11 protein-coding genes are annotated in these 13,851 nt (G+C 60.4%); 1 reads left to right on the forward strand and 10 read right to left on the reverse strand.

The genetic code is table 11. From position 1 onward, the window contains the following. The 10 genes from JWQ61_RS17325 to kdpF all read right to left on the reverse strand — a co-directional run. Positions 1-884: MFS transporter (locus JWQ61_RS17325; protein ID WP_304361623.1), on the reverse strand; the 884-nt coding region annotated here is incomplete at its 3' end. A 163-nt stretch (positions 885-1,047) separates the two neighbouring features. Continuing rightward, on the reverse strand, positions 1,048-1,416 hold the full coding sequence (locus JWQ61_RS17330; RefSeq protein WP_092396436.1) for a nuclear transport factor 2 family protein: 369 nt from the start codon (positions 1,414-1,416) through the stop codon (positions 1,048-1,050). A gap of 46 nt (positions 1,417-1,462) precedes the next feature. Continuing rightward, a complete protein-coding gene (locus JWQ61_RS17335; protein WP_304361616.1) occupies positions 1,463-1,975 on the reverse strand; it encodes a cupin domain-containing protein in 513 nt (170 codons plus the stop codon). Positions 1,976-1,997: 22 nt separating this feature from the next. Next, entirely contained in the window at positions 1,998-2,693 is a 696-nt protein-coding gene (kdpE, locus tag JWQ61_RS17340) for a two-component system response regulator KdpE (protein WP_120237813.1), read from the reverse strand. A gap of 2 nt (positions 2,694-2,695) precedes the next feature. Next, positions 2,696-5,473, reverse strand: a complete 2,778-nt coding sequence (kdpD, locus tag JWQ61_RS17345; protein ID WP_304361617.1) for a two-component system sensor histidine kinase KdpD — start codon at positions 5,471-5,473, stop codon at positions 2,696-2,698. A gap of 191 nt (positions 5,474-5,664) precedes the next feature. Next, on the reverse strand, positions 5,665-6,411 hold the full coding sequence (locus JWQ61_RS17350; protein ID WP_304361618.1) for a TorF family putative porin: 747 nt from the start codon (positions 6,409-6,411) through the stop codon (positions 5,665-5,667). A gap of 136 nt (positions 6,412-6,547) precedes the next feature. Beyond that, positions 6,548-7,222, reverse strand: a complete 675-nt coding sequence (kdpC, locus tag JWQ61_RS17355; protein WP_304361619.1) for a potassium-transporting ATPase subunit KdpC — start codon at positions 7,220-7,222, stop codon at positions 6,548-6,550. A 14-nt stretch (positions 7,223-7,236) separates the two neighbouring features. Next, positions 7,237-9,339, reverse strand: coding sequence for a potassium-transporting ATPase subunit KdpB (kdpB, locus tag JWQ61_RS17360; protein ID WP_304361620.1), 2,103 nt, complete (start codon positions 9,337-9,339; stop codon positions 7,237-7,239). Positions 9,340-9,445: 106 nt separating this feature from the next. After that, the gene (gene kdpA, locus JWQ61_RS17365) at positions 9,446-11,263 is read right to left on the reverse strand and encodes a potassium-transporting ATPase subunit KdpA (protein ID WP_304361621.1); all 1,818 of its coding nucleotides are present in this window, start codon (positions 11,261-11,263) and stop codon (positions 9,446-9,448) included. Position 11,264: 1 nt separating this feature from the next. Then, a complete protein-coding gene (kdpF, locus tag JWQ61_RS17370) occupies positions 11,265-11,354 on the reverse strand; it encodes a K(+)-transporting ATPase subunit F (RefSeq protein WP_061539407.1) in 90 nt (29 codons plus the stop codon). A 341-nt stretch (positions 11,355-11,695) separates the two neighbouring features. Between kdpF and JWQ61_RS17375 the strand changes: the two genes are divergently transcribed. Continuing rightward, a partial coding sequence (locus tag JWQ61_RS17375; protein ID WP_304361622.1) for an FUSC family membrane protein occupies positions 11,696-13,851 on the forward strand: 2,156 nt, incomplete at its 3' end.

Consider the following 13,851-nt stretch of genomic DNA (forward strand, 5'->3'; position numbering starts at 1 on the left):
TTCATGAAAATCGCGCCGAAGGCCGAGGCGCAAGTGATGGTGCCGGCGTGGAAGGCGTTCATGCCAAACCCTACCTGCAGCGCCAGCGGCAGCAGGAACGGCACCGCGCCCAGCCCGATGCGGAACAGCGAGCCGCCGATGACGCTGGCGCGGAAAGTCGGGATCCGCAACAGGCGCAGGTCCAGCAGCGGAAACGGTTCGCGCCTTGCATGCAGCAAATACACGTACAAGGTCAGGCCGCCCAGCACGCACATGGCGAATGCCCACTCCTGCGCCAGCAGCTCGCCGTCGATCAGCGACAGGCCCAGCATCAGCAAGGTGCTGCCGATAGCCGACAGCACAAACCCTTTCATGTCGAGCGGCTGCAGGTCATCGGAGCGGTAATTCTCGATATAGCGGCTGGCCAGGTACATGCCGAGGATACTGATCGGCACATTGATCAGGAAAATCCAGCGCCAGTGGAAATAAGTCGTGATGAAACCGCCCAGCGGCGGCCCGATCACCGGTCCCAGCTGGGACGGGATGGTCAGGTAGCTGATGGCCTTCACCAGATCAGTACGCGGCACCGAACGGAAAATAACGATACGCCCCACCGGCACCATCATGGCGCCGCCTATGCCTTGCAAAAAGCGCGCCGCGACAAACGCCGCCAGCGAGCTCGAAGCGGCGCACATCAGCGAACCGCTCAGGAACACTAGGATGGCGGCACGGAACACGGTGCGCGCGCCGAAACGATCAGCGACCCAGCCGCTGATCGGGATGAACACGCCGAGGCCGACCACGTACGAGGTCAACGCCAGTTTCAAGGTAAGGGGGTCTTGGCCGAGGTCGCGCGCCAGTACCGGCAGCGAGGTGGCAATCACCGTCGCGTCCATGTTTTCCATGAACAGCGCGCAGGCGACAATGAGCGGAATGAGAAGAGTACGTGGCACTGCCGATAACCGTAGGGTAAACAAAAAGACAGATGCACGCAGTGTTGCATCTGTCTGCCTGGTAGTTTACACCTATTCCTGGAATTTGGCAGGATGTACGATGACTGCCCTGTTTTCAGGCCAGTTTGCGTTGTCCCGGATCGTAATAAAAACGTTCTTCGCTTATCTTGTCGCCGCGCCAAAGCTGATAGGCGATTTCATCCAGCTGGAAACTGCGGCCGTCGTGGGCAACCATTTCGAACAGCCAGTTGATGGCGACCCGGTCACCGTCAACCAGGAAGGACTTGGCGGCCACCGTGCGGATTTCCTTGAACGCTGCCAGCGCTTTTTCTTCTCCGGCCACCAACGCCTGCAGCCCGGTGCGCGGCGGCTCCAGGTTTTCCTGCATGGATGCGTCTTCTGTATAAAACTCCTGGATTGCCTCTACGTACTTCCCTTGCACAACCAGCGCGATAAAACTTTCAACGTGTTCTCGACTTGGCATGGATCGGTCCTGTAAGCGTGGGTAGGAGTGACGACTATACCCGCCTTCAGAACGGTCCGTTGGACTCCCGCAATTTGTCCGGCAAGCCGTCGTGCGGACCAAGCGGCTGTTTCGGCGCATCCAGCCAAAGCTGCTCGCCGATCTCGGCGTTGCGCTTCGTATGCAAGGCGTAATAAACCTGGTTGTCGGCGCGGAAGCGATCGCCCACCACCAGCAAGCGCACGTCGGTTTCGGTATTGTTGATGAAGGTATGCGCAAGGCCGGTGCCGGGCGCAAAGCCGACGCCATCTCCCGGCGCCAGCCGGTGCAGGTGGCCGTCCAGCCAGACATCCGGCGCGCCTTCGATGACGTAGACGAATTCTTCCTCGGTCTTCTCGGCATGCGGCCAGGAAGTGCGCCGTCCGGGCTGCAGCAATTCATGGTGGATGCCGAGCCGGTTCAGGCCGAAAACGCGGCCGAACGGCGAACCGATCGCCATCAGCTCGGCGCTGCCGGGATAACTGGAATCGTCCGCGCCTTGAATCTCTTGCCAGTGCTTGATACAGTCCGGCCTGGTCATGGTGTTCTCCTCTTGTTGGCTGTTATTGGGAAAGCAGGATCCGGTAGCCGACAGCGGTCTCGGTCAGCAGGTGCTTGGGCTGGGCCGGATCGTCTTCCAGTTTCTGCCGCAAGTGTCCCATATAAATCCGCAGGTAGTGGCCGCTCTCCGAATGCGACGGCCCCCATACTTCTTTCAGCAGCTGCGGATTGGTCACCACCCGGCCGGCATTGGCCACCAGCACCGAAAGCAGGCGATACTCGGTCGGCGTCAGGTGCACCTGCTGCTGCGCCTTGGTCACCAGCCGCGCCTGCAGGTCCAGCGTGACATCGCCGAAGCGGATCAGGCCATCGTCGCCGGCCAGCGGCTGGTGCTGGCGGCGCAGCGTGGCGCGCACCCGCGCCAGCAGCTCGCCGACGCCGAACGGCTTGCTCAGGTAATCGTCGGCGCCGGCGTCGAGCGCCTTGATCTTGTCTGTTTCATTGACCCGCGCCGACAGCACGATGATCGGCACGCGCGACCACTTCCTGACATCCAGGATGAAATCGATGCCATCGCCATCCGGCAGGCCGAGATCGAGGATCACCAAGTTCGGCTTGCGGGTGCCGCAATCGATCAGGCCGCGCTGCATGGTGGCCGCTTCAAAAATCTGCCAGCCTTCGCTTTCCAGGGCTGCCCGTACAAAACGCCGGATCTGCGGTTCGTCTTCGACCAGCAGTGCTACAGGTGTCGGTTGCATCGTCATGTTTTCTCCGAGTCGTTTTCCATGCTGCCGGCGCTCGGCTCATGTTCTTCGAGGTCGGGCATGCTGGGCGGCGCGCCGAGCGGGATGGTAAAGATGAATTCGGCGCCGCTTGTCCCATGGCGGCCGCTGTGGGCGCGGATAGTGCCGCCGTGGGCTTCCACTATCGCACGGCAGATCGCCAGTCCCAGCCCGACGCCGGGCTTGGCCGATTCGCGCTCTCCGCGCGTGAACTTTTCAAATATCGTGTCTTCCATGCCGCTCGGCAGCCCCGGCCCGTCATCGGCGATGGTGACCGTCAGGAAACGGGCGTTGACTACCGCGGCCAAAACGATGTGAGAGCCGAGCGGCGTGTATTTGGCGGCATTCTCCAGCAAATTGCACAGCACGCGTTCGATCAGTACGGCATCAAAATGGACCAGCGGCAGTTCGTGCGCAACCCGTATCTCGACCTGGTGCCCATGCAGCGCCGAACCGCTGGCGCGCAATGCGCTGCCGACCACTTCCTCGAATGGCTGCCACTGCAAATTCAGCTTGACCTCGCCGCTCTGGATGCGCGCCATGTCCAGCAGGTTGGTCACCAGCGCGCTCATGCGCAGCATTTCGCTGTGCAGCGCGGTGGCCAGCACTTGCTGGTGCTGCTGCAACGGCGGTTTCGACAGCACCAGCGATTCGGACAGACCGATCAAGGCCGTCAGCGGGGTGCGCAAATCGTGCGACAGCGCCGACAGCAGGGAATTGCGCAAACGTTCCGACTCCATCCGCACCAGGGCGTCTTGCGCCACTTCGACATAATGCACGCGCTCCAGCGCAATCGCGGTCAAGGTGGCGAAGGTATACAGCTGTTGCTGCTGCTCCGGGATCAGGATCCAGCGCCGGTTGTGCGGCAAGATCACCAGCACGCCCCGGGTGCGCATCGGCGCCACTAAAGGCAGATAGAGATAACTACTGGCCGGCAAGGTATCGGTGCCGATGCCGGCGCTGCTGGCATTGTCGAAAGCCCACTGGGCGATGCCCATGTCGAGCGCCGCGGCGACATTGGCCACATCGTCCGGTATCACCGCCGGCAAGCTCAGCCGGCCGGCTTCGTCGGGTATCAGCAACAAGGTCTTGGCCTGGAAACTGCGTTGCAGGAACTGGCCGCTGGTCTCGAAGATCTGTTCCGTCTGCAGCACACCCGACAAGGCGCGCGCGAATTCGAACAAGGCGCGCGAACGCGCTTCACGGTCCGAGGCGATCCGCGCCTGGTAGCGCAGCCCTGAAGTCAGGTGGGTAATGGTCAGGCCGACCGCCAGCATCACGCCGAAGGTCAGCAGGTACTGGAAATCGCTGACCGCGAACGAAAAGCGCGGCGGCACGAAAAAGAAATCAAAGGAAGCAATGCTCAGCAAGGCGACAAAAATCGCCGGCCCGCGGCCGTAGCGGATGGCGATCAGGACTTCCGCCAGCAGGTACAGCATAACGATGTTGGCCAGGTCGAAAAACGGCAGAATCGGCGTCGCCAGCAAAGTCACCAGCACGCATACCGCCAGCGCCCAGGCGTAACCCCACCATTCGATCCGGTTCTGCATCGGCAGGTGGCGCGGCAGGGTGCCGCCGCCCTCCTCCGGTTTTTCCGCAGCGCCGGCCGAGCTTGCGCCGATGGCGATCAGGTCGATGTCGCGCGCCTGGGCCGCGATCCGCGCGGAATGACTGGCTTGCCAGGGAAAGCGGCGCTGGCTGCGGCCGATGATGATCTTTGAAAAATTGTGGCTGCGTGCATAGCCGGCCACGACCTCAGCTACTTCGCTGCCGGCCAGCACCGCGGTGGTCGCTCCCAGGTCTTGCGCCAGCTTGAGCGTCTTCAGGATGCGCTCGCGCTTGGCGGAAGGCAGGCGCTGCAGTTTCGGCGTCTCGACATACACTGCATGCCACTCGGCGTTGAGCTGGGTCGCCAGCCGCGCGGTGCTGCGGATGACATGTTCTGCATTGGGCGAAGGGCCGACGCAGGCCAGCAAGGCGGCGTCGGTCTGCCATACCGCGCCTATCGACTTCTCGATCCGGTATGCCTGGACATCGCCCTGCAGGCGATCCGCGGTGCGGCGCAGAGCCAGTTCACGCAGCGCGATCAGGTTGCCTTTGCGGAAAAAATTGCGCGAGGCGCGCTCCGCCTGTGGCAGCTTGTAAACCTTGCCGAGTCTCAGCCGGTTCAGCAGTTCATCGGCCGGCAGGTCCACCAGCACCACTTCATCGGCAGCGTCGAATACGGTGTCCGGCAAGGTTTCCGCGACCCGGATGCCGGTGATGCCGCCCACCACGTCATTCAGGCTTTCCAGATGCTGGACATTGAGCGTGGTGAAAACATCGATGCCGGCGTTCAGCAATTCTTCTACGTCTTGCCATCGCTTCGGATGACGCGAGCCGGCGGCATTGGAATGCGCCAGTTCGTCGACCAGTATCAGCGATGGCTTGCGCTGCAAGGCGGCGTCGAGGTCGAATTCCGGTAGTTGCTTGTCGCGATAAGCGACCTGCTTCATGGCCAGCAGTTCCAGCCCGTTCAGCAACGCGGCGGTTTCAGCGCGGCCATGGCTTTCGATCACTCCCGCCAAGACGTCGCGCCCCTCGCTATGCAGCTTGTGCGCAGCGCTGAGCATGGCGTAGGTTTTGCCGACGCCGGCCGACGCGCCGAAATAGATGCGCAGCTTGCCCCGCCCGGCCAGGCTCTCCTGCACCTGCAGCCGCGCCAGCAAAGCATCCGGATCCGGACGCAGATCGTCGTTTGAATAGGGTGAAGACACTGATTGCCTTATGAATGCCATCGATAAAACAGTTATGCAAAATCCATTGCTAATTGTAGATTGAATCCGTCTACCGTTACGATACCCTGAAAGTTATTTAAATTCCTCGCCAAGCTTCGGCCGCAATGGCGAACAGGCCGGGAGACCATGCTCTCCCGGCCTGCATCGTTAAAACAGCCTGCCGGCCATCCTTAAAACGTCTTGGTTGCCGATACCACCAGCGCGGTTTTTCCCAGATTCTTGCGATCCGGCGCCGGGCCCACATAATTGTTGGTATCGGTGCCGATCACGGCCACGCTGCCGGACAGGAAACCGAAATCCTTGGTCAAGCCGATTTTCCAGTCGTTATAGCTCAGCGCCGAATTATTCTTGACGGTTTGATGGCCAGCATGCAGGTTGACCGTGTAACCGTTGCTGACGTCGATATTGGCGCCGATGTCCAGGTAGCCGCTGTTTTTACTGTTGGCAGCGCCGAACAGGTCAGTCAGCGACTGCGAATACTTGATATAGGCGGGACCGTAGCCCAATTGGCCGTACAGCTCGGTCGTATTCGCATCCGGATGCAGATCGTTGGATGGATAAATATACGTAAGAACACCGAAATCATAGCTCAGGTCCTGGGTGAAATTGCCTTTTTTGCCGGCGTAGACATCCCATTCGATATTGCCGTCGCCGCCACTGTCCTTGACCCATTTGAGGGTCGACAGCCAAGTGCCGACATACAAGCCGGTAGGATTGTTGCTGTAGTCCGCGCCGCCTTGCAGGGCCGGCTTCAGGCGTGTCTGGGAAATTCCGCGGAAACGATAGTCGGAGACAAGGCTGGCATTGAACGTCAGGGAATTGTCCGGAACCGCTTCTTCAGCCTGCGAGCAGTTTGCAGTGAAGGCGGTAATGCCGATGACGGAAAGCAGGCCAGCAAAATAGATGATTTTCTTCATATGTTCCAGATAAGACAAAGATAGCGTGGTGTTTTATTTCAAACCCGAAGAAACATGGACGTGTGCAAGCTGGCCGCACGCTGTACGGCCAGTCCTGCGAGCACTATCCCTTCTGGAATGAAATGGGTGGTGAAACTTAGTTTGCGGCCGGATGCTGGCGCTCAGTTGCCCGATCAAGCGCCAGGTTCAACGCCAGCACATTGACGCGCGGCTCGCCGAAGAAGCCCAGGCTGCGCCGTAGCTGCAGGCTGTCGATAAGGCTGTGCACGGTATCGACGCTCAGCTTGCGTTCGCGCGCAATGCGTCCGGCCTGGTAATAGGCGGCAGCCAGGCTGATTTCCGGATCCAGGCCGCTGCCGGAGGCAGTCACCAGGTCCACCGGGATCGGCAGCGTGTTAGTCGGATCAGCCGCCTTCAGGGCGTCGACCCGCCCCTTGACCGCGTCTATCAAAGCCGGATTGCTAGGCCCGAAATTGGAGCCGCCGGAAGCCTGGGCGTTATACGGCATCGGGCTGGTAGCCGACAAGCGGCCCCAGAAATAGTTGGGCGCCGAAAATTCCTGGCCGATCAGGCGCGAGCCGATCAGCTTGCCGTTTTGCACGATCAGGCTGCCGGACGCCTGGTCAGGAAAGACCGCCTTGCCGATGCCGGTCACGGCCAGCGGATAGATCACCCCGCACAGGACTGTCAGGCTGACGAACAGCACCAGTGCCGGGCGCAATACGCCCTGCGAAGCTGCTTTCGACGAAGTCGCTTTAAAATTAGCAGCCAGTTTTGCCGGCGGCAGCGTTGTTGTGGATGCGGATTTCATTTCTATACTCCTAATTACACCAGGTGCATGACCGACAGAATCATGTCAATCAGCTTGATACCGATAAAGGGCAGGATGATGCCGCCCAGGCCGTAGATCAGCAGGTTGCGGCGCAATAGCGAAGCAGCGCCGACCGCGCGGTAGCGGACTCCTTTCAGCGCCAGCGGAATCAGCACCACGATGATCAGGGCGTTGAAAATAACCGCGGACATGATGGCCGACGACGGGCTGGCCAGGTGCATCACGTTAAGCGCAGCGAGCTGCGGATAGGTGGTGATGAAGGCTGCCGGGATAATCGCGAAATACTTGGCGATATCGTTGGCGATCGAGAAGGTCGACAAGGCGCCGCGCGTCATCAGCATCTGCTTGCCGATCTCGACGATCTCCAGCAGCTTGGTCGGGTTCGAATCGAGGTCGACCATGTTGCCGGCTTCTTTCGCCGCCTGCGTGCCGCTGTTCATCGCCACCGCGACGTCGGCCTGGGCCAGCGCCGGTGCGTCATTGGTGCCGTCGCCGGTCATCGCCACCAGCCGGCCTTCCGACTGGTAGCTGCGGATCAGCTTGAGCTTGTCTTCCGGCGTCGCTTCCGCCAGGAAGTCGTCGACCCCTGCTTCGGCGGCAATCGATGCGGCTGTCAGGCGGTTGTCGCCGGTGATCATGACAGTCTTGATGCCCATCCGGCGCAGTTCGGCAAAACGTTCCTTGATGCCGCCCTTGACGATGTCCTTCAGCTCGACCACGCCCATCACCACGCCTTCATCCACCACCACCAGCGGCGTGCTGCCGCGGCGGGCGACGTCGTCGACGTTGTGCGCCACTTCAGCCGGGAACGGCTGCCCCAGTTCCTGCAGGTAGTTCTTGAGCGCCTCGGACGAGCCCTTGCGGATCGCGCGAATTTTGCCGACTTCGTGGCCTGCTTCGCCGATATCGATGCCGCTCATGCGGGTCTGCGCCGTGAACGGGACAAAAGTCGCGTGCAGTGAACCCATCTCGCGTTCGCGGATATTGAAACGCTGCTTGGCCAGCACCACAATGCTGCGTCCTTCCGGCGTTTCATCGGCCAGCGAAGCCAGTTGCGCCACATCCGCCAGCTGCTGCTCGGTGATGCCGGGCGCCGGAATGAATGCGGAAGCTTGGCGATTGCCCAGCGTGATGGTGCCGGTCTTGTCCAGCAACAGCACGTCGACGTCGCCGGCAGCTTCCACCGCACGGCCGGAAGTGGCGATCACATTGGCCTGCATCATGCGACTCATGCCGGCCACGCCGATGGCGGACAGCAAGGCGCCGATGGTGGTCGGGATCAGGCACACCAGCAAAGCCACCAGTACCGTGATGGTGATCGGCGTGCCGAACTTGGCGGCGGTCACGCTAAACAGCGAGAACGGCAACAGCGTGACGGTCACCAGCAGGAACACGATGGTCAGCGCCACCAGCAGGATCGTCAGTGCGATTTCGTTCGGCGTCTTTTGGCGCTTGGCGCTTTCCACCATCGAGATCATGCGGTCGAGGAAGGCTTCGCCAGGATTCACCGAGACCCGCACCACCAGCCAGTCGGACAGTACCCGGGTGCCGCCGGTGACGGCGGAAAAGTCGCCGCCGGATTCACGAATCACAGGCGCAGATTCGCCGGTAATCGCGCTTTCGTCGACCGAGGCCACGCCTTCGATGACTTCACCGTCGACCGGGATCACGTCGCCTGCTTCCACCAGCACGACGTCGCCCTTGCGCAGGTTGCTGGCCGGGGTGGCCGACCATTTGCTGAGCTGGCCATTGGACTTGCCGTTGCCATCCAGTTTTTTGGCGGACACGGTTTGCTTCAAGGCGCGCAGCGACTCCGCTTGCGCCTTGCTGCGCCCTTCCGCCAGCGCTTCGGCGAAATTTGCGAACAGCACGGTAAACCAGAGCCATACCGAAATCGCCAGGATGAAAGCCGGACTGGCTTCACCCTTGCCGGTCAGGGCCTGGAAATACAGCAAGGTGGTCAGGATGCTGCCGACATAAACCACGAACATGACCGGATTGCGCAGCTGCGTTTGCGGCGCCAGTTTTTTGAACGATGCAACGATGGCCGGGCCCATGAGCGCGGAATCGAAGAGCGTCAGATTAGTGCGAGACATGATGTTCCTCTTGATCAGTTGAGGACAGAGCCGCACGGGTAGTGTAATTCGCCACGCTGCCGTGGCCCTTAAACCCTGCCCGGGCGGCTCTGCCCCGCAAATATTTTTACTGTGCAAACATCTGCAAATGTTCAACCACCGGGCCAAGCGCCAGGGCCGGCACGTAATTCAGTACGCCCACCAGCACCACGACACCAATCAGCAACACAATGAACAGCGGGCCATGGGTAGGCATGGTTCCGGAGTTCGGTTCCAGCCGTTTCTTGGCGGCGAACGAACCAGCCATCGCCAGGATCGTGACGATGATGATGAATCGTCCGAACCACATCGCAATTGCGAGCATCACGTTATAGAACGGCGTGTTGGCTGACAGGCCGCCGAACGCGCTGCCGTTGTTGTTGGCTGCAGAAGAAAACGCATACAGGATTTCGCTGAAGCCATGGGCGCCGGGATTCAGGATGCCCGCCACGCCGGCCGTCGCCATCACTGCAATCGCGGTGCCGCCCAATACCAGCATCGGCGTCGCCAGGATCGCAATCGAGGTCATTTTCATTTCGAACGACTGGATCTTCTTGCCCAGGTATTCCGGCGTACGGCCGATCATCAGGCCGGCGATGAACACCGCCATGATGGCGAACACCAGCATGCCGTACAGGCCTGAACCGACGCCGCCGAACACCACTTCACCCATTTGTATCAGGGCCATCGGCACCAGGCCGCCCAATGCCGTGAACGAATCGTGCATGGCATTCACCGCGCCGCAAGAAGCCGCCGTGGTGATCGCTGCAAACAGAGCCGAAGCACTGATACCGAAACGGGTTTCCTTGCCTTCCATGTTGCCGCCCGACTGCAGCAGGCTCTGGCCCTGGTCGATGCCCATCGCGGTCAGGCCGGGATGCACCTGCTGTTCTGCATACATGACTACCGCGGTCATGATGACGAAGATGACTGTCATCGCCGCCAGCACCGCCCAGCCCTGGCGGATGTCGCCGACCATGAAGCCGAAGGTGAAACACAGCGCGGCCGGGATCAGGAAGATTGCCAGCATCTGCATGAAATTCGACAGCGGCGTCGGATTTTCATAAGGATGGGCCGAGTTGGCGTTGAAGAAACCGCCGCCGTTGGTGCCTATCATCTTGATCGCTTCCTGTGACGCTACCGGGCCCATCGCCAAAGTCTGCACCTTGGTGTTGGCGGCTTCCATCACCGGCTTGCCTGCTGCATCATTGACCGGCTGGCCGTCGGCGCCGACTTTAGGCTGCTGATAGTCCAGGGACTGGATGATGTTGGCGTCTTTATAGGAATCGAAATTCTGGATCACGCCTTGGCTGATCAGGAATACCGAGAAAATCACCGACAACGGCAGCAACACATACACGGTGGAACGCGTGACGTCGGTCCAGAAATTACCGATAGACTGTGCCGAATGACGCGAAAAGCCGCGGATCAAGGCAAACGCAACCGCGATGCCGGTGGCTGCGGAAAAGAAATTCTGCACTGCCAGCACCAGCATCTGGGTCAGGTAGCTCATCGTGCCTTCGCCCGCATATCCCTGCCAGTTGGTATTGGTGATAAAGCTGACCGCGGTATTGAATGAAGAGTCGGGACCGACATTGGCAAAATGCTGAGGATTCAGCGGCAGCCAGACCTGCAAGCGTTGCAGGCCATAAGTCGCCAGCGCGCCTATGGTGTTAAACAGCAGCAGCGCCAGCGCGTAGTGCTTCCAGTTCATTTCGGACTTGGCCTGGATGCCGGCGCAACGGTACAGCCATTGCTCGATCCGGTTGAACCAGCCGAAGCCGGTTACCGGAGCATGGTCGGAAGATCCAGCGGCGACCTGCACGATGAATTTGCCGAGCGGATAACTCAGCACCAGCAGCACCGCCAGGAAAGCGATCAGCAACATGGTGGATTGGGAGGTCATGTCAGAAATCCTCCGCTTTTAACAAAGCCACTACCAGGTACACCAGCAGCGCCACGGTGACCAGCGCACCGAGTACATAAAACGGGTTCATTGCTTATCCTCCAGCTTCTTGCAGCCCACCGCCAGCGCCCAGGTGACGACAAACATCGCCACCACCGCGCCGACATAAATTCCATCCAGTACCAGGTCCATCATTACCCTCATTACAGATTAGTTGCGGTACCGACAGGCTATACAGAAGCTTCTAAAAATGTCGTAAAGAGACATGGCGGGGGTGTAAACAAAGTGTAAAAAAACCGTAAAAACCCCGAGGAAAACCCGCGTAGCTGCAGGACAAGTCGGTTTCATGCCTTTTCTGCACCATTCGGCTCAAATTTCCCCGGCAAACGCGGTACACTTTCAGCCTTGCCGGCTACCGCAAAGACACCCCTCATGCACTACGCTCTAGATCTGCGCACCTTTATTTTTAGTCATTATTTCTATACTGGTTTGCGGATCGCCACGGGCGTAGTGGGGCTGACCTTGCTGGTGCTGCAGTTCAGCGACCTGCCGACCGCGATGACGGTCTGCATCGGCGCCTTGTCGACCAGCCTGATGGACCTGCCCAGCACGCTGCGCCACAAGTTCAACGAAATGCTGTCGAGCGTGCTGTTGTGCACCGTGGTCACCCTGGTCATCAGCTTGTGCGCGCCGTTCCACTGGCTGCTGAGCATCATGCTGGTGGTCGTCACTTTCCTGGCCAGCATGATGGTGGTGTATGGCAAAAAGGCCATGCCCCTGCAGTTTTCCGCGCTGTTCGTGATGACCTTGTCGATGGAAAACGCCATGAATGTGGAGCAGGCGCTGTTCCATACCGGCCTGTTCCTGGGCGGCGGCCTGGCTTACCTGGCTTATTCGATGACGGTGTCGTGGTTCCTGCGCAGCCGCATCAAGCAGCAGGTGCTGGCCGAAGCCTTGTTCGAACTGGCGCGCTACATCAATATCAAGGCCGATTTCTACGACATGCACGTCGACCTCAACAGCCAGTTCAATACACTGGTGCGCCAGCAGATCGTGCTGGCTGAAAAGCAGCAGGCCTCGCGCGACCTGATCCTGCGCGACTCCAAGAACCAGGAAGACGCGATCCTGGTGCAAGTCCATTTCGGCATGTTCGACCTGTATGAACACATCTTGTCGACCCATACCGACTACGCCATCCTGCGCCGCCACCTGGCCGACGCCGAAGTCCTGACCTACCTGCGCGACCTGGTCAGCAAGGCCGCCAAGGATATCGAAACCATCGCCTACGCCATCACGCGCAAGCGCGCTTCGTTCGCCAGCATCAGCTACAAGGCCGAGATGCGTTCGATCGAGAGCGAGCTGCAGCAGCTGCAGCAAGACAGCCTGGCCGGCAAGGTATCTGAAGAAGCGCTGGATATCCTGCGCACCACGTATACCAAAATCTGCGATGCGATCGACATGATCGGCCAGCTGCACCACGCCACCCAAAGCGTGCAAGGGCCGCTGCCGGTGCTGATGGGCAAGGACATGACGCCGTTCCTGACCCAGCAAAAATACCAGCTGGGCGTGCTGGTCTCCAACTTGCGCTGGCAATCGCCGACGTTCCGTTTTGCGGTGCGCGCGGCGCTGGCGATTTCCTGCGGCCTGCTGGCGGCCGACGCCCTGCCGTATGCCGGGCACGGCTACTGGATCGTGCTGACTATCGCCATCATCCTGAAACCCAGCTTCTCCCAAACCAAGCAGCGCCGCAGCGACCGCCTGGTCGGCACCTTGATCGGCTGCGTGGCGACCGCGCTGATCCTGCGCTTCGTGCACGAGCCGGTGGCCCTGCTCGGCTTCCTGTTCATGGCCACCGTGGCGGCGCCGGCTTTCATCTACGTCAAGTACCGCTACACGGCGATTGCCGCCAGCATGCAGATCCTGCTGCAGATCAACCTGGTGATTCCCAGCAGCGGCCACGTCATCGGCGAGCGCCTGATCGACACCCTGATCGGCGCCGCCATCGCCACCGCCTTCAGCTTTGTCTTGCCGAGCTGGGAATACCGCACCCTGCCGCAGCTGGTCCGCAATGTCTTGAAAAGCAACCAGCGTTTTCTCGAAGCCGGCAACAACCTGCTGCAAGGCAAGGTGCGCGACGACTTCATCTACCGCGTCTGTCGCAAGCGTTTCCTCGACAGTATTTCGGAACTGGTGTCGACCCTGGTGCGCATGCTCGACGAGCCGGCCAGCAAACATCGCGCAGTGGAAAACCTGAACCAGTTCATCGTGCAGAACTACCTGGTCATCGCCCATGTCGCCGCGCTGCGCATGCTGTTGCGGCGCAACGCCGAAGGCCTGCCGCAAGATGCGGTCAATGGCGAACTGGATGCGGCCACGGCGCGGGTCAGCAAGACTTTGGGATTGGCGGAACAGGTGCTCGATCCGAATGCGCCCTTGCCACCTTCCGATGCGGCTCCGGCTGCCGCGCAAGCAACCGCCGGCGACAACCAGGCCGAGAGCTGGCCAGCCTGGCATCCGCTGCAGCAGCGGGTGGAACTGCTGTACCAGGACAGTGAAAAAATCGCCGTCAACAGCGCGGCGATCGGGCG

Origin of the sequence: Collimonas fungivorans (genome assembly GCF_028292705.1) — a bacterium.
In the GTDB taxonomy this organism is placed as follows: Bacteria; Pseudomonadota; Gammaproteobacteria; order Burkholderiales; family Burkholderiaceae_D; genus Collimonas; species Collimonas fungivorans_B.

Excerpts from the sequence above, each read along its gene's own strand:
- JWQ61_RS17330 (WP_092396436.1), bottom strand. The coding sequence starts at position 1,416 with ATGCCAAGTCGAGAACACGTTGAAAGTTTTATCGCGCTGGTTGTGCAA.
- JWQ61_RS17335 (WP_304361616.1), bottom strand. The coding sequence starts at position 1,975 with ATGACCAGGCCGGACTGTATCAAGCACTGGCAAGAGATTCAAGGCGCG.
- kdpE (WP_120237813.1), bottom strand. The coding sequence starts at position 2,693 with ATGCAACCGACACCTGTAGCACTGCTGGTCGAAGACGAACCGCAGATC.
- JWQ61_RS17350 (WP_304361618.1), bottom strand. The coding sequence starts at position 6,411 with ATGAAGAAAATCATCTATTTTGCTGGCCTGCTTTCCGTCATCGGCATT.
- kdpC (WP_304361619.1), bottom strand. The coding sequence starts at position 7,222 with ATGAAATCCGCATCCACAACAACGCTGCCGCCGGCAAAACTGGCTGCT.
- kdpB (WP_304361620.1), bottom strand. The coding sequence starts at position 9,339 with ATGTCTCGCACTAATCTGACGCTCTTCGATTCCGCGCTCATGGGCCCG.
- kdpA (WP_304361621.1), bottom strand. The coding sequence starts at position 11,263 with ATGACCTCCCAATCCACCATGTTGCTGATCGCTTTCCTGGCGGTGCTG.
- kdpF (WP_061539407.1), bottom strand. The coding sequence starts at position 11,354 with ATGAACCCGTTTTATGTACTCGGTGCGCTGGTCACCGTGGCGCTGCTG.